The organism is Pandoraea pnomenusa, from assembly GCF_000767615.3.
Taxonomy (GTDB): domain Bacteria; phylum Pseudomonadota; class Gammaproteobacteria; order Burkholderiales; family Burkholderiaceae; genus Pandoraea; species Pandoraea pnomenusa.
The window spans coordinates 456,435-474,972 of the sequence record NZ_CP009553.3; the positions used below are offsets into that span (position 1 = coordinate 456,435).

General features: G+C 64.1%; 25 protein-coding genes. 1 reads left to right on the forward strand and 24 read right to left on the reverse strand.

Going from position 1 to position 18,538, the window contains the following annotated elements; all coding sequences use genetic code 11:
- Window positions 1-5 precede the first annotated feature (5 nt).
- The 7 genes from LV28_RS26175 to LV28_RS48240 all read right to left on the reverse strand — a co-directional run bounded on the left by LV28_RS26175 (window position 6) and on the right by LV28_RS48240 (window position 5,891).
- Complete coding sequence (locus LV28_RS26175) at window positions 6-2,666, reverse strand: phage tail tape measure protein (protein ID WP_038619059.1); 2,661 nt, start codon at window positions 2,664-2,666, stop codon at window positions 6-8.
- The gene (locus LV28_RS49210) at window positions 2,663-2,767 is read right to left on the reverse strand and encodes a GpE family phage tail protein (RefSeq protein ID WP_255315191.1); all 105 of its coding nucleotides are present in this window, start codon (window positions 2,765-2,767) and stop codon (window positions 2,663-2,665) included. Before LV28_RS49210 ends, LV28_RS26175 begins: the two co-directional genes overlap by 4 nt.
- Window positions 2,764-3,081: a phage tail assembly protein gene (locus LV28_RS26180; RefSeq protein ID WP_048806470.1), complete on the reverse strand. Its 318-nt coding sequence runs from the start codon at window positions 3,079-3,081 to the stop codon at window positions 2,764-2,766. The genes LV28_RS49210 and LV28_RS26180 overlap by 4 nt, the downstream gene beginning before the upstream one ends.
- Before the next feature lie 62 nt (window positions 3,082-3,143).
- Window positions 3,144-3,653, reverse strand: a complete 510-nt coding sequence (locus LV28_RS26185) for a phage major tail tube protein (protein WP_038619056.1) — start codon at window positions 3,651-3,653, stop codon at window positions 3,144-3,146.
- 22 nt (window positions 3,654-3,675) lie between these two features.
- Entirely contained in the window at window positions 3,676-4,854 is a 1,179-nt protein-coding gene (locus LV28_RS26190; RefSeq protein ID WP_038619053.1) for a phage tail sheath protein, read from the reverse strand.
- Window positions 4,855-4,986: 132 nt separating this feature from the next.
- On the reverse strand, window positions 4,987-5,706 hold the full coding sequence (locus LV28_RS26195; RefSeq protein ID WP_038619050.1) for a DNA-methyltransferase: 720 nt from the start codon (window positions 5,704-5,706) through the stop codon (window positions 4,987-4,989).
- On the reverse strand, window positions 5,664-5,891 hold the full coding sequence (locus LV28_RS48240) for a Com family DNA-binding transcriptional regulator (protein ID WP_081326795.1): 228 nt from the start codon (window positions 5,889-5,891) through the stop codon (window positions 5,664-5,666). The genes LV28_RS26195 and LV28_RS48240 overlap by 43 nt, the downstream gene beginning before the upstream one ends.
- A 373-nt stretch (window positions 5,892-6,264) precedes the next feature.
- Between LV28_RS48240 and LV28_RS26200 the strand changes: the two genes are divergently transcribed.
- A complete protein-coding gene (locus LV28_RS26200; protein ID WP_038619044.1) occupies window positions 6,265-7,260 on the forward strand; it encodes a tyrosine-type recombinase/integrase in 996 nt (331 codons plus the stop codon).
- 3 nt (window positions 7,261-7,263) lie between these two features.
- Here LV28_RS26200 and LV28_RS26205 read toward each other — a convergent pair whose 3' ends face one another.
- From LV28_RS26205 to LV28_RS26285, 17 genes are all read right to left on the reverse strand, one after another.
- Window positions 7,264-7,614 (reverse strand): hypothetical protein, encoded by a 351-nt coding sequence (locus tag LV28_RS26205; protein WP_038619042.1) that lies wholly within the window; start codon window positions 7,612-7,614, stop codon window positions 7,264-7,266.
- A 592-nt stretch (window positions 7,615-8,206) separates the two neighbouring features.
- Window positions 8,207-9,544, reverse strand: coding sequence for a phage tail protein (locus LV28_RS49125; RefSeq protein ID WP_218918588.1), 1,338 nt, complete (start codon window positions 9,542-9,544; stop codon window positions 8,207-8,209).
- Window positions 9,541-10,155, reverse strand: a complete 615-nt coding sequence (locus tag LV28_RS26215; RefSeq protein ID WP_038619035.1) for a phage tail protein I — start codon at window positions 10,153-10,155, stop codon at window positions 9,541-9,543. Before LV28_RS26215 ends, LV28_RS49125 begins: the two co-directional genes overlap by 4 nt.
- The gene (locus tag LV28_RS26220) at window positions 10,152-11,087 is read right to left on the reverse strand and encodes a baseplate J/gp47 family protein (protein ID WP_038619029.1); all 936 of its coding nucleotides are present in this window, start codon (window positions 11,085-11,087) and stop codon (window positions 10,152-10,154) included. Before LV28_RS26220 ends, LV28_RS26215 begins: the two co-directional genes overlap by 4 nt.
- Complete coding sequence (locus LV28_RS26225) at window positions 11,084-11,455, reverse strand: GPW/gp25 family protein (protein ID WP_038619027.1); 372 nt, start codon at window positions 11,453-11,455, stop codon at window positions 11,084-11,086. Before LV28_RS26225 ends, LV28_RS26220 begins: the two co-directional genes overlap by 4 nt.
- The gene (locus LV28_RS26230) at window positions 11,452-12,087 is read right to left on the reverse strand and encodes a phage baseplate assembly protein V (RefSeq protein ID WP_038619020.1); all 636 of its coding nucleotides are present in this window, start codon (window positions 12,085-12,087) and stop codon (window positions 11,452-11,454) included. The genes LV28_RS26225 and LV28_RS26230 overlap by 4 nt, the downstream gene beginning before the upstream one ends.
- Before the next feature lie 70 nt (window positions 12,088-12,157).
- Window positions 12,158-12,610, reverse strand: a complete 453-nt coding sequence (locus LV28_RS26235; RefSeq protein WP_038619018.1) for a phage virion morphogenesis protein — start codon at window positions 12,608-12,610, stop codon at window positions 12,158-12,160.
- Window positions 12,611-12,612: 2 nt separating this feature from the next.
- Window positions 12,613-13,062 carry a phage tail protein gene (locus LV28_RS26240; RefSeq protein ID WP_038619015.1) on the reverse strand — a complete coding sequence of 150 codons (450 nt, stop codon included), beginning with the start codon at window positions 13,060-13,062 and terminating at the stop codon, window positions 12,613-12,615.
- A complete protein-coding gene (locus tag LV28_RS26245; protein WP_115344426.1) occupies window positions 13,059-13,571 on the reverse strand; it encodes a hypothetical protein in 513 nt (170 codons plus the stop codon). The genes LV28_RS26240 and LV28_RS26245 overlap by 4 nt, the downstream gene beginning before the upstream one ends.
- Window positions 13,568-14,383, reverse strand: coding sequence for an N-acetylmuramidase domain-containing protein (locus tag LV28_RS26250; protein WP_038619013.1), 816 nt, complete (start codon window positions 14,381-14,383; stop codon window positions 13,568-13,570). The genes LV28_RS26245 and LV28_RS26250 overlap by 4 nt, the downstream gene beginning before the upstream one ends.
- The gene (locus tag LV28_RS26255) at window positions 14,367-14,690 is read right to left on the reverse strand and encodes a phage holin family protein (RefSeq protein WP_038619011.1); all 324 of its coding nucleotides are present in this window, start codon (window positions 14,688-14,690) and stop codon (window positions 14,367-14,369) included. The genes LV28_RS26250 and LV28_RS26255 overlap by 17 nt, the downstream gene beginning before the upstream one ends.
- Window positions 14,687-15,061 (reverse strand): phage holin family protein, encoded by a 375-nt coding sequence (locus tag LV28_RS26260; RefSeq protein ID WP_038619009.1) that lies wholly within the window; start codon window positions 15,059-15,061, stop codon window positions 14,687-14,689. The genes LV28_RS26255 and LV28_RS26260 overlap by 4 nt, the downstream gene beginning before the upstream one ends.
- 2 nt (window positions 15,062-15,063) lie before the next feature.
- Window positions 15,064-15,267 (reverse strand): tail protein X, encoded by a 204-nt coding sequence (locus tag LV28_RS26265; protein ID WP_038619007.1) that lies wholly within the window; start codon window positions 15,265-15,267, stop codon window positions 15,064-15,066.
- Entirely contained in the window at window positions 15,267-15,749 is a 483-nt protein-coding gene (locus tag LV28_RS26270; RefSeq protein ID WP_038619005.1) for a head completion/stabilization protein, read from the reverse strand. The genes LV28_RS26265 and LV28_RS26270 overlap by 1 nt, the downstream gene beginning before the upstream one ends.
- Window positions 15,750-15,849: 100 nt before the next feature.
- Window positions 15,850-16,533: a phage terminase small subunit gene (gpM, locus tag LV28_RS26275; protein ID WP_038619003.1), complete on the reverse strand. Its 684-nt coding sequence runs from the start codon at window positions 16,531-16,533 to the stop codon at window positions 15,850-15,852.
- 2 nt (window positions 16,534-16,535) lie between these two features.
- On the reverse strand, window positions 16,536-17,546 hold the full coding sequence (locus tag LV28_RS26280) for a phage major capsid protein, P2 family (RefSeq protein WP_038619000.1): 1,011 nt from the start codon (window positions 17,544-17,546) through the stop codon (window positions 16,536-16,538).
- Between the two features lie 51 nt (window positions 17,547-17,597).
- The gene (locus LV28_RS26285) at window positions 17,598-18,476 is read right to left on the reverse strand and encodes a GPO family capsid scaffolding protein (RefSeq protein WP_038618997.1); all 879 of its coding nucleotides are present in this window, start codon (window positions 18,474-18,476) and stop codon (window positions 17,598-17,600) included.
- Window positions 18,477-18,538: the final 62 nt, after the last annotated feature.

Genomic DNA, 18,538 nt, shown 5'->3' on the forward strand with positions numbered 1-18,538 from the left:
ATACCTCAATCCGGGTCGGTGAGTCGTGAGCGCACGCGCGCTGCGTCTCTACGCTGCAGCTCTTGCAGCTTGCGCTCGAGCATTTGCATGAGCTGCGCTTCGCTCATGCCCGGCGCGGCGTGCAGATGAATCTCGTAGTGATTGCCCGCCACCGGTGTTGCCGTGGCCGCGCTTGCCGCGATGGGCGGGCGCGTATCGAAGGCGATGTTGGCTGCGGCGGGCATGCTGGCGGCAAATGCGATTCCTACCCCGGCTCCGGCGAGCTGCCGCGCAAGCGATCGCACGGCGGACAGGGGGCCTTCCTGCGTGCCGGTGATGCCCTGCTCGAGGCCCGCCGTCGTGAAGCCGCCCAGCTCGGCGAACACGCGGCTCGGCGAGTGGATGCCGAGCTTTTCCTTGAACCACCCGATCGTTCGGTCGCCGAGCCCCACGACGGCATCTCTTGCCGCGCCGAACGCGCCCGTGATGCCGTTGACCAGGCCCATGACCATGTTGCGGCCGAATTCGGTGAACTTGCCCGGCAGCTCGATCCCGAACCAGCTCAGCACGCCGGCGAATGCCTGGTAGAACATGCCGAGCGGCGACCAGTTGAGCAGCAGCGAGGCGATGGCGCCAATACCGCCCGAGAATGCCGTCCGGATCTCGGCCCATAGCCCCACGAAGTACGCCTTCACCTTGTCCCAGTTGGTGTAGATCAGGACGGCGGCAACGGCCAGCGCCGTAAGTGCGATGCCCAGCGGATTCGTGAGCAGTGCGCGGCCCATCCACATGATGGAGGTGCCGACGAACCGGAAGGCGGAGCTGACCAGGCGCAGGCTGGTCGCCAGCACGCCGCCCTGAATACCCGCCGCCTGGAACGCGAATCGCAGGACGGCGAAGGGGCCGAGCAGGGCTGCGGCCGCGAGCATGGCCGGGCCGAGCAATAGCAGCACGCCCGCAATGCCGGCCATCGCGACCATCAGCACCTTGGCTGTCGTCGTGTGTTTCTCCATGAACCCGGTGACAGCCTTGATAGACGACGTCAGCATCTGCATGGCGCTCACGTAGAGCGGAAGCACCTGATTGCCCATCTCCAGCATCAAGTCACGCAGCTTGGCCTGATTCTCGGCTTCTACGCCGCTGGCGTTGTCTTTGGCGAGCTTGTCGAGCGTGTCAATGTCGGCCGCGCCCCGGTTGAGCTTGGCATTCTTGTGGATCTGGTCACGCTGCAGATACATCTGCGAGAAGAGATTCGACGCCGTGCGGTTGGAGAAAATGCCGCCGATGGCGTCGAGCACCTGTTGCTTCTCGGTGATGCCCTTGGCGGCGAGCTGCGGCAGCAGCACCTGCTCCATCCACTCGAATTGGTTCGCGCGGAACAGATCCGCGCCCTTGAGCGCACCGGGGTTCAGATAGGAGAGCTGGCCGGTCTTGTCGTGCTTCACCTTCGACGGATCGCCGATCAGGCCGAGCGCGTCGAGATTCTGCGCCACGCGCTTCGTCGTGCGCCCCTGATACAGGTTCTGGTACGCGCTCATGAGCGCCGTGCCGACGCGGTTGCCACCCATTTCCTGCACGAGCGGCTCGAGCTGGTTGTAGAAGCCGTCGGCGTCGATGCCTTTGGCGGCGAGGCCACCCGTCTTGATGACGTTGAGCCACTCCTCCGGGCCGACGCGTCCGCCCGTGGCCGTCAGCACGCGCTGCACCATGTTGGCCTGCTTGGCGAACTCCGCTTCACTGGCAAGGCCACCGCGCATTTCGATGACCTTGAGCATGTCCATAAACTTCCTGTCGTTCTCCTCGCCCTTTTCTGCCCCGTAGAGCGCCTTGTTGGCGAATTTCATCTTCGCGAGCAGCGGCGTGACCATCTCGGCGTGGTGGGCGTCGGCGAACACCGTCAGCGCGTCGCGCATGAGTTCGACGTTCTCGGTGCGGCTGGTGCCGTAGGTCTTCATCTGCTTGGCGAACGCGATCGCCTCCTGCGTCTCCTTGTCGTTCAGGCCCAGCGCACGCACGCGCTGCATCTCGGTCGCCATGTGCTTCGACTCGTGCAGGCCGGACTTGACCGGGGAGCCGAGCACGGCGCCGGCGGCGGTCGCGCCAACGCCGGCGCCGGCCAACGCCCCGGCCGTGGAGCGCAGCTTGTCGCGACGCTCGCGCGCGGCGCTCAGTCGTTCTTCCTGTTGCCGCAGTGCATTGAGCCGGTTCTTCTGCTCGGTCAGCTCGGCGTTGGCGCCGGCAATGCTGGTACGCAGGCTGTTCTCGTAAGAGGCGAGCGTCTGCGTGCCACGCCCGGCGGCGTCCATGCGCTGGCGAAGCACGGACAGACGCTCGCTTTGGTCAGCGTGCCGCCGGGACAGTTCGGTGACAGACCGGGACGCCGCCTGCATACGTTTAGCGAGCGCGTCGCTGGGTTTCTCTGCCCGTTGCAACTCGCTCGATAGCTTCTGCAGCTTCTCCTGCGCCGCCTTCAGCTCCGTCGAGGTCTTGCCGAGGCCAGCGCGCAGCTTGCTGAATTCGCCAACCTCGCGCTGTGCCCTCTCCAGATCCTTGAGGCGATCGCGCACCTCCTTGAGGCTGCGGGCGGCTTCCTTGTTGGTGCCGAGGATCTTGCGCGTGTTGGAAGTCATCTGGTCGATGGTCTTCCAGACGACTTCCAACTGCAGCTTGCGCCCTGCGTCGCTCATTCGCTGTCTGCTCCGCTACGTACTCGGGCGCGTTCGCGCCACTTCATCAGGTCGGTGAGGCTCCAGCCGTCAAGCGTGGACGGCTGGAAGGGGAAGATCACTGCAACGTCGGCGAAGGCGTCTTCGACGTCGAGGGGGAGGCTTCCGGCTTCGCGGCTTTCTGCAGCAAAAAACCGGCCACCACCAGCCCGCATTGCATCAGGTCAGCGGGGTCCATCTCGGCGACCTCGTATTCGGTCAACGAGGGGGCGGTGATGCGCGGCAGCACTTTGATGAGCGCGTCGACATTCATTTGCGCCAGCTCGAAGAGGTTCACACCGCGCAGCTCCCCGGCGCCAGGCTTACGGAGCTGGAACGTCGAGACTTCGCTTTTGCCGATCTTGATCGGAGTTTCCAAGGTAATGGTTTCGCGCATGGTAGTAGTCAGCTTTCAAAAAAAGGGGGGAGAAGGCCAGCGCCATGCTGGCCGGGGTGAAATCAGAGACCGATGTTGGCCTTGTGCTCGGCGAGTCGATCGGTGCCGCCCGCGTTCTCGATCATGTTGACCATGTCGATCTCGTAGACGACCTCCCCGTCGACGGTGAGCTTGTAGTACGAGAGCGAGAGCGTGCCGGTGTTCTCGCTCTTGTCGCCGGCTTTGGCGTTGCCGGGGTCGAGCTCTTTGTACCGGCCGCGCATGATGGCTTCGACCTTGGATGTCGTACCTTCCCCGTCTTCCTGGTAGGAGCCGGCAAAGCGCAGCAGGACGCCGTCGACCTTGGCGGTGCCGAAGGTCTTGATGGCGGACGTCATCAGACCGCCCCACGTGATCTTCGCTTCGAGCTTCTCCACGCCGAGATCGAGATCGACTTCGCCGGGCATGCCCCCGGCGCGATAAGCCTCCATCTTGCGAGAGAGCTTGGGCAGCGTGACTTCAGGCGTCAGGCCGACCCAGTTCTCACCGTCCTGAAACGTGTTGAAGAATTTGAGTACCTTGGGCAATGCCATGTTCTTGTCCTCTGGGTGATGGTTACGCTGCGGCCGCGACCTTTGCCGCGAAGTCGACCAGATAGCGGTCGGTGATGCGTTGGCGGAACGACAGATCTTCCAACGGCGGTACCGGTGTGTAGTCGTAGTCGATGAACAACTTGCCCGACTTGAGCGATTCCTTCGTGTTCGGTGCTTCGTCGTACCAGGCGCTACCGCCAATCAGATATCCGGCCGTGACGAGCGAGCGCATCTTGGCGTTGACGCCTTCGATGATGTCGCGGGCCAGGGATGGGTTGAGCGGGCCATCGACGGCCCAGAAATGCGCCTCGGCCATCGTATCGGCGAGAATCTGTGCGGTGCGCGTGTAGTTTTCAAAGGCGAAGAGCGGATCGGCCGAGCAGGTGCGCGAACCCCAAAAGCGGAAGCCTTGGTGGTTAATGAGCGTGGTCACGTCGTGACTGTTCAGGAAGCCTGCGTCGGTCGACGGGTCTTGCAGATCCCAGAAGACATCCTTCGAAATACCCGTCACGCCGTTGACCGGCACGTTCGAGAGCGTTTTGTGCCAACCCGTCTCGTTATCGATCTTGGCGCGCATGCCGAGCGCTCGGGCGACTGCGTATGCCGATGCTTCGCGATTCGCGACCGTGTCCCAGCTCACGAAGTCGGGCCAGATGATCATCGTCTCGCGAGCGCCAAAGTTCTCGCGGTACGCGATGACGTCTTCTTTCGTGGCGCACTCCCATGCAGCCGCGTACTGGAACGCGCGCAGTTTCTGCGCGATCCCGGTCAGCTCGGTGGAGACGGGAAGGCTGTCGAAGCCCGGGACGCCGAGAATGCGCGGCTGCACACCGACCTTGTTTTTCGCCGAGAGCAGCGCCTTCATGCCGGTGTACTTGCCGTCAGCGGTGGTCGTGCCGATGATGGCACTCGTCGTTTCTTCGGGCGTCTTGCCTTCCGCGACGCGCACGATGACCGTGGCGCAGTTGGTCTGGTCGGCAATCGCGTCGAGCGACGCCGCCAATGTGCCCTTCGTGCCCGCCTTGCCGATGGCGGCCTGCACGTTGGTTTTCAGGACAGGGACGTTAAGCGGGTATTCGGTCGCGTCGGCGTCTTCTGCCGTGCAGACCATGCCGATAACGGCCGTCTCGATGGTACGGATGGGGCGGGTGCCGTCGTTCAGCTCGAGCACGCGCACGCCATGGTGGTAATCGCTGGCCATTCAGATCCTCCGGAGGTGTTGGAAAGCGTGCCGGTAGGATCGCTCGCGCTCGCGCGAGAAGCACGCGCCGGGTGTTGTGCCGTAGGCTCACACAACACCCGGCGCACGCAAGGTCAGATCACGCCCGCGGTGTCAGGCCGCGTCGGTCGCCACACGTGCCGTGGCCATCGCGTGATACGCCGGTTCCAACTCGCACCCGATCCAGAAATGGCCGGCATCGCGCGCGGCTTTCAGAAACGTGCCGCTGCCGGCGAACGGGTCGAATACGGTGGAGCCGGGAGGAACAAGCCGGACGACTTGACGGGCCAATTCGTCGGGCTTCTGTGTCAGGTGTTGTTTCGGACGCGGGACGCGCTCGTTGAAGACGCCAGGCAAAAACGTGCTGGAATCCTTGGGAAGACTGCCACGCGACGCCCAGACCATGTATTCGGCCTGTGCAGAGAAGCCGCCGCGCCGCGGCCGCGCGCATCCCGGCGTCTTGTCCCACACGGCTACGCCATGCCAGATGAAGCCGGCGCCCTGAACGGCGTCGGTCAGACTTGGCAACTGCCGCCAGTCGACGAAGCACACGAGATACCCGCCCGGCTTCGTGACACGGAATGCCTCGCCGAGCCAGGTCATGCACCAAAACGTCCATGAGCGCTGGTCCTTATTGTCGTGCGAGAAGTCCGGGTAGGCGCCCGACGAGCTGTTGATGTACTTCTCACTGGGCGGGCGTGCCCGAGAGCTGCTGTGCAGCCCGCCGGACGAGTAGGGCGGATCGGTGAAGACCAGGTCGATGCACTGGTCGGGGAGCTGGCGAAGGATGCTCAGAGCGTCCTCGCGGAAGATCTGATTCTGAAAGTCAGCAATGTGCTGGGGGGGCGATGTTGCTCATGTGAGAGTGTCCTCATATCCGACGCTCGGTGGCGCGCTGGTATGGGGCTCTCGGCCCTCAGAAAATTGAGTGTGCCGCAACGGGCACATTTGATGGAGAGGCGCACGTACTCGCCTTCTCCGAGCTTGCGATTGCACGAACCGCAGCGGATTTCCTGCATGGATTAGCCTTGCACTATTGTGGTAAGGTTGCGCGGCCTGTCGACAGGTGGCGCGGCCTTGCCAAACTTGCAGGCATGCTCTGCGAGGGCGGGGCGTGTCCGATGTTCCAGCACCGGGCACGTCGCCGCGTCTTTCCCAACACCCAGCACGCCGCCGCCCGGTCGGTTCCCGAGCGTTGCCAATGTACCCGCAACCGGGTGTTGGGCTTCCTGCAGGATCTCTCACGCCCGCGCGAGGCGCACGCGTCGAGTGTTGTCGTCTCGGCTGGCACAACACCTGTACAGCCCGCCCGGTCGAATCGCGGCAATATCTCGGTGCCATACCGGTCGGCGACGCGCCACCAACATCTCGGTACCCGTGTCGAAACTCGCGATGAAGCAGAGCCGCCTAAGGCGCTCTACGCCCCCCACACTCGCCGCTGCAATTTCGCGTTACCTCGCAGAGGTGTCGCCTCTCAAGAAGAGCCAGACTGCCGAGCAGTCTATCGCCAGGACATGGCTGGCCACCCGCATTGCGGGGCGGCCAATCGACAGAATCAGGAACACTGACCTCATTGCGCTGCGGGACGAATGGGCCGAGGCGAGAGCAGCCGCCACGGTGGTGCGAAGGCTTGCCTTTCTGTCACACGTCTACACCGTGGCCCGGAAGGATTGGGGATGGACGGAACTGGCCAACCCCGTGCAACTCGTGCGCCGCCCGACGGTCGATGACGCTCGCGATCGGAGAGTGATCAGCCGAATCCGCATGCGCGGGGTGTCAGCGCAGGACTGCCCTCGCAGTGAGCTGGAGTGGATTATCCAGTCCACGTCATCGCGGGAACTGCCGGTTATTGTGACGCTGGCTGCTGAGACGGCCATGCGCAGGTCAGAGATCTGCAGCATGCGGCGCGAGCATGTCGACTTGCTTCACGGCGTTGTGCATCTGCCTGACACGAAGAACGGCACTTCCAGAGACGTGCCGCTTACTCCCTGGGCGCGGGAGACACTGCGACAGTACCTCGCCGGCAGACCGCAGCGCGGACCGATCTTCACAGTGACGCCGGGCGCAGCAACGCGTGCGTTCATACGGGCTCGGGCGCGGGCGCGCACGCGCTACGAGGATCTGTGCCGATCGCTTGGGCGGCGCCCGAACCCGCTGCTCTTCACCGGTCTCCGGCTGCATGACCTCCGGCACGAGGCGACGTCAGTACTTGCGCCAATCTTCCAGCTCCACGAACTCGCGAAGATAAGCGGCCATAAGAGCACCCGCATGCTGTTGCGCTACTACCATCCGGATGGCCGGGAGCTCGCAAGAAAGCTCGCGCGCAGCCCGCTCGGCCGTCGGCAGATAGCCCGCATCCGGGAAGCTCGGGCGAGCGACGATGCATAGACGTCAGATCGTGTCCGAGGTGACAGGCGGTGGAGCGTCCAGAGTCAGCCAGGGCGGGATGGGACCGCCGCCCAGATAGGTGACGCTTTCACCGTCAATTTCCATTGCGGTGCCGAGTTGGTATTCACGACCGCTTTCAGCGACATAAAGCGTCTTGTCGCGATGGTCTTCCACGACCGACCACGTTGCTCCATCCCACATCGGCACCTTGCCACTTTCGACGGTCGGCGGTTGCACTTCGACCGCGCCGTAGGGCACATTGAAGTTGCCGGGCGACAGGTACAACTCGTGCGCGGTGGCCGAATACAGGAAGAACCCGTGCTCGTCGGTCTGATATACGGTCTTTTTTTCCATTACTTCTCTCCTAAAGGTACTTTCACTGCAAATGCGCGACGCTCGGACGCGGCAATCGAGCGCGAACTTGGAGCACACGCATTTGGTCAACGCTGTGTCTATCGGCCTGTCACGCCGCAGGTGTTTGATTGGTCCGCGAGACTTCCCGGCGGCGTCAATAACCTGTATTCGAACGCTGTAACAGCCGCCAGCGGCAACTCGGAGGCTCGCCGTAAACACTGCTTACGCACCGCGCATCCATGTGTAGCGTCCGCTTCACTGCAAATGCGAACGCTCGGCACGGCACAACGTGATGCAGATCAACGCGTGGTTGGCCAGGTCGGGAGCGTCAGAAACTGGAGTATTTCGGGCCGTTCCAAAGCGTCGGATCACCGATTTACTTCGACCGCGCGGCTGGACAGTCGGAGCTTTTCGTCAATTCGGAATTCGATAATTCACGCGTGATTCGTACCTCATCCGAGGCCCGTCCCTCTAACGTGGCCTATGCGCCTCGCATCCATGTTTAAACATGAATTCGGGAGCGTAGGCAGTGTGCTTCGGTGCCGTTTCCCCGGTCCCGGTGTAATCCGTCGCGGGTGTGTTTAGCACGCTGCTACCGGAGGCAAACGACGCCAAGTTGCCGCCGCTGACCGCACTGTTGAGGAAGCTGGTGCCGTTCTGTGCGGAGTGACGGTGCGATCGGATGGTGTCGATCTTGTAGGACCAGCGGCGTCGCATTTGCAGTGAAGCGGACGTACACATGGATGCGCGGTGCGTAAGCAGTGTTTACGGCGAGCTCCGAGTGCCGCTGGCGGCTGTCGCGTCGAATACAGGTTATGACGCGCGGAAGTCTCGCGACCTCAAACACTGCGGGCGTGACGGCCGATGACACGCGTTGATGCGTGTGCTCAGTTCGCGCTCGTGCCGCGTCCGAGCGTCGCGCATTTGCAGTGTCAGCGTCAGTTCCGGTGTAACGGCGGAACATGTTGCGCAGGTCCGGTAGTCGAAATTGCGTGCCGCTGACATCCACGAAGTAGTGCGCACCGCGATTGCCGTCCCACGTCGCCTGGGGTACCACAAGGTTGTTCTCCTGCGCGTATCCCCAAAGGCGCGAGTAGTCCGCCTTGCTCACCACCCCGCCCATGGCATCGACCTCGCTCGCCAGGGGCACAAGCGTGTGCCCGTCCACCGGGCGCCCACATAGCGGGGAGCGATAACCGGTGAAGAAGTTGGATGCCGACCAGATCCAGATCTCGCCGCACTCAGCGACGGCGATCGGGCCGATATTCTTCGTCGGCAGATCGAGAATCGAGAAGACGAGCGGCGTCTTGGCCTTCAGCGCGTACTGGGAGTGCGGGTCTTCGCCGTTCACATGCGCGTCGAACGCATCCGAGATGGATTTGGCGACAGCCGTCTTCTTGGCGTACTGCGGATGAGGATCGTCGGCGTCGGCGTGGGCCTTCATCGCGACCGTGATCACCTTGTCGGCATACTCGCGCGTTGCCAGAACGACGCTCGGGTCGATCTTCAGTTCAACGTTGGCGACGCTGGAGACGATGATGACCATCCGCACGCCTTGGGTCAGGCCCGACCCTTCTGCGAGTTTCGGCTTATACGTGGGCGGGGCGTTGGAGACGTAGCAGATGTCGCCATCCTCATCGATGAGGGCCATTTCGCGAATCCACTTGCCGCCCTCGTTCTCCGGGATGATCTGTTCGGCGATCAACTGAGAGGGATTCCTCGGATCGACTTCCAGAGAATTGAGCGGCGCGCGTCGCCATTCGCCGAGTAGTGCCTTTTGGTTGGGCTTCGGCGTGGGGATCGGTGCGTTGTCGCCGCCGCCGTCACCGACGGCCAGCGCCACGAACTTGCGGCGCAGGCCGAGGGCGATGGCGTTCGCTTCCTTGGCGTTCCCGATGTCGGTGGCGATGGTATAGAAGGTCGCGCTCATGGGTATACGGTCAAAATTGAGATCAGATGTGTGGCGGCACCCACATAAGCCGGGCCGCTTACAGGGACAGACTCAGGGGTGTACGGGTAGACGGTCAGGATTTGTCCGTGCGTCGTGGCGGCACCGAAAAACTGATTCCCTCGCACCTCTAGGCTCACCTCTAGGCCAACGAGATGGCGAGTTGCTGGCTTCACGTCGTCGATGATGCGCACCAGCTCGTTGAACATCTCATCGGTGATGCCGGTATCCAGCACGCCGACACGCAGACGGAACGTGCCTCGGCGTGCGGCTGGTGCTTGCTGCCACCACTCGATAACCTCGATCAGGTACCCGAGCGGTTCGACAGCGCGGCGCAGGGACGTGATCGTGCCCTTGCGTTTGTGCAGCCAGAAGCTCTTGCGGATGACCTCGCGCTTCGTCGCCTCGGGCCACGCATCGTCCCATCGGTCGACGGAAACGGCCCACGCGAGGTACGGCAGCAGCGGCACGGGGCAGGTGCGGATATTCCACAGGTCGCGGATCGGCACCGGCACACGCGTGATCTCCGCAAGGGCGCGGGCGGCCGCGCGCTCGAGCGGCGTGGAGCTGGGAGGGAGCAACGGGGTTGTCATGCCGACTCCGCCAGCACCACACCGTCGGGGCCGAGCAGCCGCAACTTGATGGCCGTGCAGATCGCCGCCTGCGTCTTGTCACGGGGAATGTCCTGAGGCGGCGACGCGATGGTGACATTCTCGACGCCTTCAATGGCAAGCGCGGCGTCTATCTTTGCCCGGTAGATGCTCAATCCAAGGCGTCGACGCGATTTGGCGAACGATTTCGCGTTTGCCTGGGCGACAGGCAGGAGAAGCGCCTTTTCGGGGCTGGTATCGGCAACGTACAAGTCGGCGACAATCTCGTAGAACGCGACGCTCGCGGGCTGCACGGTCACTCGGTCGCCCACGGGACGAATGTCCTCGTCGCTCAGCTTGGCACGGATCGCGGCGAGCGCTTCTTCTGGAACGCTGCCGTCGTCGGCGACGCCCAACGCCGTGATCACGGCTTCGCACGGCTCCGGGCTGACACATGAGGCGTCCGCGACGCGCCCGTCAGCCGAGCGAGCGTGAAACTCATACGCTTTCGTCGGCCCGGCGATGGAGAGCCCTTCGAACGCGTTCTGCGCGCGCTCGAGCAGTGCATCGTCCTCTTCGTATTCCCCTTCCACTGGCGGAGTGGCCGTCGGGTCAGGCTCAACGATAGTCAGGCGCTCCACCTCAAAGAACGCGACCAGATTGTCGAGGTCTTCATCCTTCGCATATGGCAGCATGACGGCCACGGCCGCTTCGTTCACGCGCTGACGCAAGATCATCTCGCGATAGGCGTTCTCCTGTAGCAGTTTCACGATGGGTTCCGATTCCAGCTCGAGCGTGGCCGCGAGCGCTTCGCGCTGGTCGGCCGGGGTCAGCTCGATCAAACGGGCCTTGCGCTCGGCCAGGATCGACTCGAAGTCGAGTTGCTCGACAACGGTCGGAGAGGGGAGCTTCGAGAAGTCGACCAGCGCGCTCATGCAGCGCCTCGTCCAAGGGCAACGCTCGCCTTCACAGGCGAGCCGGAGCGCGAACCGTCGACACGGTCGGCCTCGAAGTCAACGACGGTTTTGCCAGCGTTCTCGCCGGTCCCGACATTGAACGTGAGGCTCGTCAGCGACAGGCGCGGCTCCCAACGGGTGATGGCCATGACGCACGCGGCTTGAATCAGCATGCGCGTGTAATCATTGGTCGGCTGGTCGAGCAGCTCGGGTACCAGTGAGCCGTATTCATGGCGCTCGACACGCGATCCGATGGGCGTGGAGAGAATGTCGGCCACGGATTGCTCGATGTGTTCGATATCGGAGAGCGCGCGGCCGGTGGCCTTGTTCATGCCGAGGTAGGTCATTTGTTCGGACCGTCCGTGTTGTCGCTGCCCCGCTGGACCCCGCCGTGATCGTGCAAGTCCAGGACGACGCCGTTTGACGACAGCGCACCGCCTTCGTGCGTGATGTCGCCCCTGATGACGGTCTTTCCACCCTGGCCGCCCTGGCCGGACATGCCCCCGTTGTAGGTCAGGAGCTTGTCGACGGTCAGCGTGCCGCCCACGTGGACGTTGCCGGTGAACTTGGCCTCCGGGAAGTCGACAGTGGCAAGCTCGCTGCCCTGCACGTGGGCGGTTTTCACACCGGTGGCGCCTAGTGCGCCGGTGGCGTGGTTGTAGACGACGCGTGCGCCATCCGGAAAGCCGATCAGGAATTCGTCGGGATTCTCGGACGGGGAGGGAATGAGGTCGGATGGCAGGCCGCGAAGCACGATGCCGTTGCCGGTCTCGCCGCTCGGTGAGAAGACCGTGACCTGCTCGCCCTTGCTCAACGGCGACCAGATGCGCACACGCCCGGCGGCCGGCTGCATGCACGGCAGCCAGTCCGTGAGGCGGTCGCGGACGAGGACGCGCACGCGCAGCGGGCGGAAGGTGATTTCCTCCACGGTGCCCGTGGAGATCAGATTGGCGAGAAGGCGATTGAGTTCGGCATCCATGAGCGCAGGATGCCGCGCGCGCGGGAGGACGTCACGCCGTTGGTGTTGTACCGATCACGGGCACAACAAGTCAGCGTGCAACGTGTGCAATGACGAGATCAGCCAGCGCCGATTGATCGGTCTCTGAGATGCCGAGCAGTTCGCGCGAGGCGTACTTCACCACGGGACCGTCTTTCTGCACCCGGTCGCGCAAGCCATAGTGGTGGACGAGCGCCATGCGTTGCACCTGGCCGACGAACGTCACGACGGCGCCGTCGGCATTTCCCTGCGCTTTGAGATATCGGGAGGTGCGCAGCTTCGTGAACATCTTGCGGCGGATGCTTCCTTGCTTACGCCGGAGAACTTGCGGCTTTCGCGGCTCGTAGGCCGAGCCGTCCGGATTGACCTGCGCGGCGATTCGCGCCTGCGATTGGCGGCGCAGCTCGCGGGCGATGTTGCCGGCAAGCACTCGCCGCCCGGCCGGGCTCAGCGAATTGAGCAGGCCGACGGCCCAGGCATCGAGCTCATGGAGATCCGTCGCCACAGTCACACCCCGAGAAACGCCCGGGTCTCAGCGTCAAGCAGCGGCTCGTCCCGGTAGCTGAACGTCGGATTGCCCTCGACATAGCGCACATCGACCGACTCGGTCAGCTTGATCTCGATCTGGACGTCAGCCGTGGTCTGCGTGCGGATCTCGGCTTCGAATTTGATGCCGTCGCGTTGCCTATCGTCGTTTGCCAGGAGTTCTGGTTGCCAGTCTGCCGCCCACGCCACTATGGGCAGCATGAGCGTGGCCGAGTCGTCCGGGTAGTCGGTCACGATGATGGTCAGCGTGTACTCATACATGAACGAGCCGCCCAGGGAGCCGATCGCGCCTGCAGCGTGTGTCGAGCGCAGACGGCCGGCGTCCACAAACACATGCAGCTGGTCAGGGTTATCGCGAATGTAGCGATTGTGCTTCACCAGCGCGGCTCGCAGGGCTTCGGGCTTTTTCATCGTGCTCGGCCCTCGTCTTCTTCGATGGTCACATACGGGCTTGCGCGCAGCTTGTCCCGCAGGGCATCGAAGCGGGCAGCGAGCTCGTGGTAGGCCGTGTAGTTGTCGGCAACGGTTTCGGCGACGGCAGAGAGCGCAACGCCGGAGGGTCGCGCATCAGCAGTGCCGGGATCGTCAAGTGTGGCGTTGCGCGCGGCGGCGTCGTGCAGGCGCACAAAACCGGCAGGCACAGTGCAAGCGGCATCAGCTTCAGCAGAGACATAGACGGGTACCTTCTGGATGATGGTGTCGCCCTTGACGCGGATCTCGCGCACCCGGTCGACGTACTTCGTGATGACAACGGGGTTTTCGCGGGCGTCATTGAGATCGGCCACGAGCTGCACCGCCTCCTTTTCCGCGGTCTGCGCGCGGCGCTCGGCCGCGTCGAGGCGGAGCTGCTGTACCGCGAACAGCAGCGCAATGCCGGCGAGCGCGAGGAGCGTACCGACGATTTTTTGCAGCGGCGTCACGCTGAAACCTCCAAAGCCTTGTACTTGTCGTAGGCGCGGCCGAGTTTCACGTCATACAGGTTCGTGGCGTAGTCGTAGCCGTTGTAGATCTCGGCGAACGCGGCCCACTTCTTTGCCTTCATCGCTTTGAGCAGGGCGGGAGCGTCCATTACGAATCGAACGAAGGCGTCGAGCTGCGCGGCTTCACCGGTGTGCATCAGGTCGGTGAACGCCTCGACGCTCTCGTAGCCCAGGCGCTGCCAGTGATAGGCCATGATCTGGAACGCCCCCCAACTTGCCGATGACAGCGCGCTCGGTCGGTGGATCGTGCAGGCGTCCGCCAGGCGCTTGTGCTCGCCGGCGCCACCCACATAGCCGCCGCGCTTGGGGTTCACGAGGTTCGGGAAGCGCTGCGCGAGCGCAGGCGCATCGAAGCCCGCTGTGCCCACTTCCCGGTACATCACGTGGCGCTCGTACAGGATGACGGGCCGGCCGTCCGGCAGGAAGCCACAGCCACGGCTCTCCACTTCGTTGACGGCTCGCACGACGGCCAGCTCGACGCCGAGCTTCTCTGCGGCCGCAGCCAGATCGGCAGCCGTGAGATGTCCCGGCGCCCGGGCGCCGGCCGCGATCGCCTGCTGGGTCTTCGGTCCGGCGATGCCGTCGACAACCAAGCCGAAGTGCTGTTGCACGTCCATCACCGCGCGGGTGGTCGCGGGACCGAACCATCCGTCGGCGGCAATGGCGGCGCCGAAGGTCACGAGGGCGGTCTGCAGCGCACGCACGGCGGCGCCGTGATCGCCCTGGCGAAGCGTATTAGCGAGCGTGATCATGGGTCTTTCTCAGTAGGCGGGTGATGGGGTTGTCGTGCCCGACGCCACCGCGGAACAGGTCAACGACGTTGCCGCGCACGGCGAGCACGGCGATGCACAGCACTGCGTTGATCGCGAGCGACGTCACGTCGACGGGCGGCGGTGCGCCGAAGATGGCTCGGATGGGCACAGAGCCCGTGGCGAGGATGAGTGCGTAGGCCAGGCGCGAAGCCCACGGTCGGTGGCTGCCGGACGCGCGCCGGAACATCATCAGGCGCAGCGCAATGACCGCGCACAGCACGGCGTTGAGGAATGCGAGGGTACTCACGGCTTCGGACCTCCCTTAAAGGCGTCGAACAGCTTCTCGGGATTCGCCGCACGCCGGATAAGCCACATCAACAGCTTGATGACGACAGCGGAGGCGACGAGCGCTCCGACCGCGGCATTGACCTGAATGCGCTCGGGCAGCGCCCAGCCGATCAGGTCGGCAGCCAGGCGCGCGGACAGGCATCCGGCAACGAACGAGATCAGGAAGAACGCCAGGCGCTTGAGCGGCGCGAGATCGTCGGAGGCCAACACAAACACGCCAGCGCCGGCGAAGGCTCCCATGACCACGGCGGCGTCGACGCCGGGGAACAGGGAGAGCACGGCGACACCGGCCGTGGCGACCGTGGCGTTGGTGGTAACAGGTTCAGTCATGGTCAGTCCCACAGTTGCACGGTCTTTTTCTCGGCCTGTGCGGGTTGGTCGGGTAGTTCGATGAGGTGGCCGTGGGGCAGGATCGGGCCGAGATCCGCCAGACCAGGGTTCGCCGCGAGCGTGGCTTCTACCAAGCCTTGGGTGCGGCCGAAGTAGCGCCAGCAGATGGCCGAGACGGTGTCGCCTTGCATCGCACGAACGCGCATCAGATCAGCTCCACGGTGATGCGCCGTTGCCCCGCGATGTCATTGATCGCCCATGCCGCATCGCGCCGCAGCTCATCGGCACCGGGGCGCGAGACCTCGTCCTCTTTCCGCGCGGTGGCCGTCGCGTCGAAATTCCGGTACCGCTCGATGAGGTTGGCGTTGGCCCAGCAGTAAACCGCCCGGGTGTAACGCAGCTCGAGCGCGGTCTTGCCCCCCACTTCGGGTACCGGCCGGCCGTCGACGCGTTTTACATCGGCGAGCGAGGTGTAGCCTTCGGCCTCACGCAGCGCTCGCCAGGCGGAAAGCTCGGCGTTCGCGTGCAGCATGGCCTCCACCACTTCCGCCTGCAGGCGCACCGTTGTCACCGTCCCGTCGAGGCGCTGCGTATCGCGCATCGCGTCGAGATCGATGTCGGGGAAGAACCCATCGTTCTTGATGACGACGCCGTCGTCGGTGGTGGGAGCGGGAGCGAGGAAGGACATGGGGCGGTTCCTGGGTAATAGTGGGCGGTGGAGGGGGCGTCGGCGGTGGCGATCAAGCCTGCGTCAGCCCCCTGCCGCCCGGCGCGGGGTACGCTCGGTGTCAACCGTCGCCGTTGCCGTCGGCGGTCGAATTCTGGTTGCGCAGCTTGGTCTCGAGGCGCTCGATGTCTTTGATGACGCCCACGTTCTTGTTCAGCTCGAGGGCGCGCTTGAGGCGCGCGAGCGCAGCACGCGGATCTCTGTCCATCTGTGCAAGGCCGATCTCCTTGTAGAGCTTCGCTCGCACCTGGTCGGGCATGTCCTGGTCGTCCGTCAGACGTGCGACGGCGAGCAGGCTCGTGAGGTCGATGTCCCCGTTGACGGCGCGGGCCTTGCGCGCCATGTCCGCGAACTCCTCGGTGATGACGCATGCGGTGGTGCGCGTGTACGGCTCGGGCATCTTGAGGCCGTACTCGATGGCGTGCGCCGCGATGGGCAGCGCGCCAGCGTAGTCGCCGACGTCGATGCGCCACACGAGCACGTTCATGACGACATCGTCCTGGACGCCGTGCCCGCTTGAGAGCACGCCGTCGACCCAGGCGGCGTACTTGGGCAACATTTCGCGCTTGGCCTCGGCCTTCTTCTCCGTGGACTGGATGGCGCTCAGTTGCCGCTTGTCCTGGGCGAGCTGCATCAGCTGCTGCTCGTAGGCGGTAGCGACGATGGGCTCATCGGTGCCTGCCGCGGCGGCGGTGGCGCGCGCCGCGGCGACCCGCATAAAGTGCTGTTGGGCGGGCGACGGCATGGTTACTCCGCAACGAACTCGATGTGCTCGACCAAGCAGCCGAGACCATAGTCTTCGACCACGAAGGCGTCGTTGCTCGACTCGAAGTTCTCGACGCGATCGCGCCTCGGGTTGTCGATGACCGAGCGACGGCGCCCGCCATCCTGGAAGTAGATGGACAGGTTGTCGAGACGCGTGATCATGAACGCGTTGGCCGGGAAGTACGGGACCATGGCCGCGGGGCGGCCGCCCATCGCCTTCTGGCTCATGATGATCTGGCCCGCCAGCTGCTCCGTGGGCGCCTGAACGCGGTTGATCAGCGGGAAGTATTTCTCGTGTGCCAGCGCGCGGCCGCACAGCACGACGAGATCCGTGTCTTCCTGGTGCCACGGGTCGAGCAGGCTCGAGAGGGCGTCGTACACGGCGGCGTCGAGGTTCGCGTAGTCGCCGCCGGCACCGATGACGACTTTGCCGGCCGTCTTGCCGTGATCCATGACGCGGGCCGGAGCCTGCTCGCGGTACTTCTGCAGCCAGCCCTTGTTGACGTCCTGCAGCAACGGGTTCGCAACGCGATCCGACGTGGCCGCGCGGGACACCCCGTTAAAGCCGATGCAGATGCGGTCCAGCGCTTGACGCTTCAGGAGCGCGTCGCGCACGCGCGTCTGGAAGTCCGGGAATTTCGCCCAGGCGTCGAGTTTCGAGTACTTCAGGTGCGAGTCGAAATTGGTCTGCGTGCAGACATAGCCGTTCGGGTCGAGATCCGTCGGATCGATCGTCTCACGCTCCTTCAGATCCGTGTTGGTCGTGCTCGCGAGCGGGGAGCCGACGCCAAGACCCAGCTTCTCGCCCTGCTGCTCGGTCACGCCCACGATGTTGATCCGCTTCAGGAACTCGGTCGATTCCTGCATCTTCGTCTCGAGCTTTTGCTGGACAGACGGTACTACGGTGAACTTCTCGGCGGCGGTCTCGACGCCGTTGAGCTTTTCCAACTGGCGCAGATAGCCGTTAAAGGCGATTCGGGTTTCCTTACGCATGTGTGCTTCTCCGGTACGGTGGTTTCGCGTGTGGTGGTGTTGAGAGGGCGATCAGCAGTCGGTGAGCTCGACGGACTGTGCGCTACCGGTGGCGGCCGTGCGCGGCGCACTGCCGTCCGTGCTGGAGAGCTTTTCGACCAGTGCGTCGTGGTCCGAGCGCAGCTTTTCGACGGCCTCGGCAACAGGCTTCATGGCCTCGGTCATGCTCGAGCTGAATTGCTCCATCGCCTTGGCGACGGCGTCCGCTCCAGCCTTCGCCAGCATCTCGGCGGTGAACTGCTGCGGCTGCTCGCCGGCGGCCGCAGTCTTTTCCGGCGGCGTAGTCGGCGTAGGCTTCTTGCCCAGCAAGCCAGCGGTGAAGCGCTCGAGCAGCGATGCGGAGGAACCCTTCAGGGTCATGGTGACCTCGCCTGCTTCGCCGGTTTCGTCTTCGAAGTCGATCTCGGCCGGCTCGGCGGCGGTGAACAGGTTCTCCGGGCGAAGCTTGCGCCCGGCCAGCGGGTTTTCCGTGGCGCCGGCGCTGAATTTGAGCATCTCCGTGCCCAGGCTCGCGGGGTTGTCCGTCACAGCCATGCCGACCAGGTACGCCTGGCCGCTACCCGCAAAGTCCGGGTCCACCTCGATGGACGAATAGACCTTCTGGCGATTCTTCGTCGTCATCGCGACCAGGGCGTCGGTCGGATCGAGCTGCGCGAGCAGCTGCAGCTTGCCCTCGGCGTTCGTCTCGGTCTTGAGTGCGATTACGTCGCCGTATGCCTTGAAGGGGCCGTCCGGGACGATGCCGCGAATGTGTTCCAGGTTGATGCGTGCGCCGTACTTGTTCGGGTCATACGTCGCGGCCATCTCCTGAATCATTTCCTTCGTGATCGTGCGGCCGTCGGTCGTGGCGCCTTCGGTGGCGACGCGAAAGAACTTGGTTTTCTTTGCCATGTTGGGTTTCCTCGGGGTGAGCGTTCAACATGGCCCATGTTCGGCGTCGGCCGCGCGTGGGG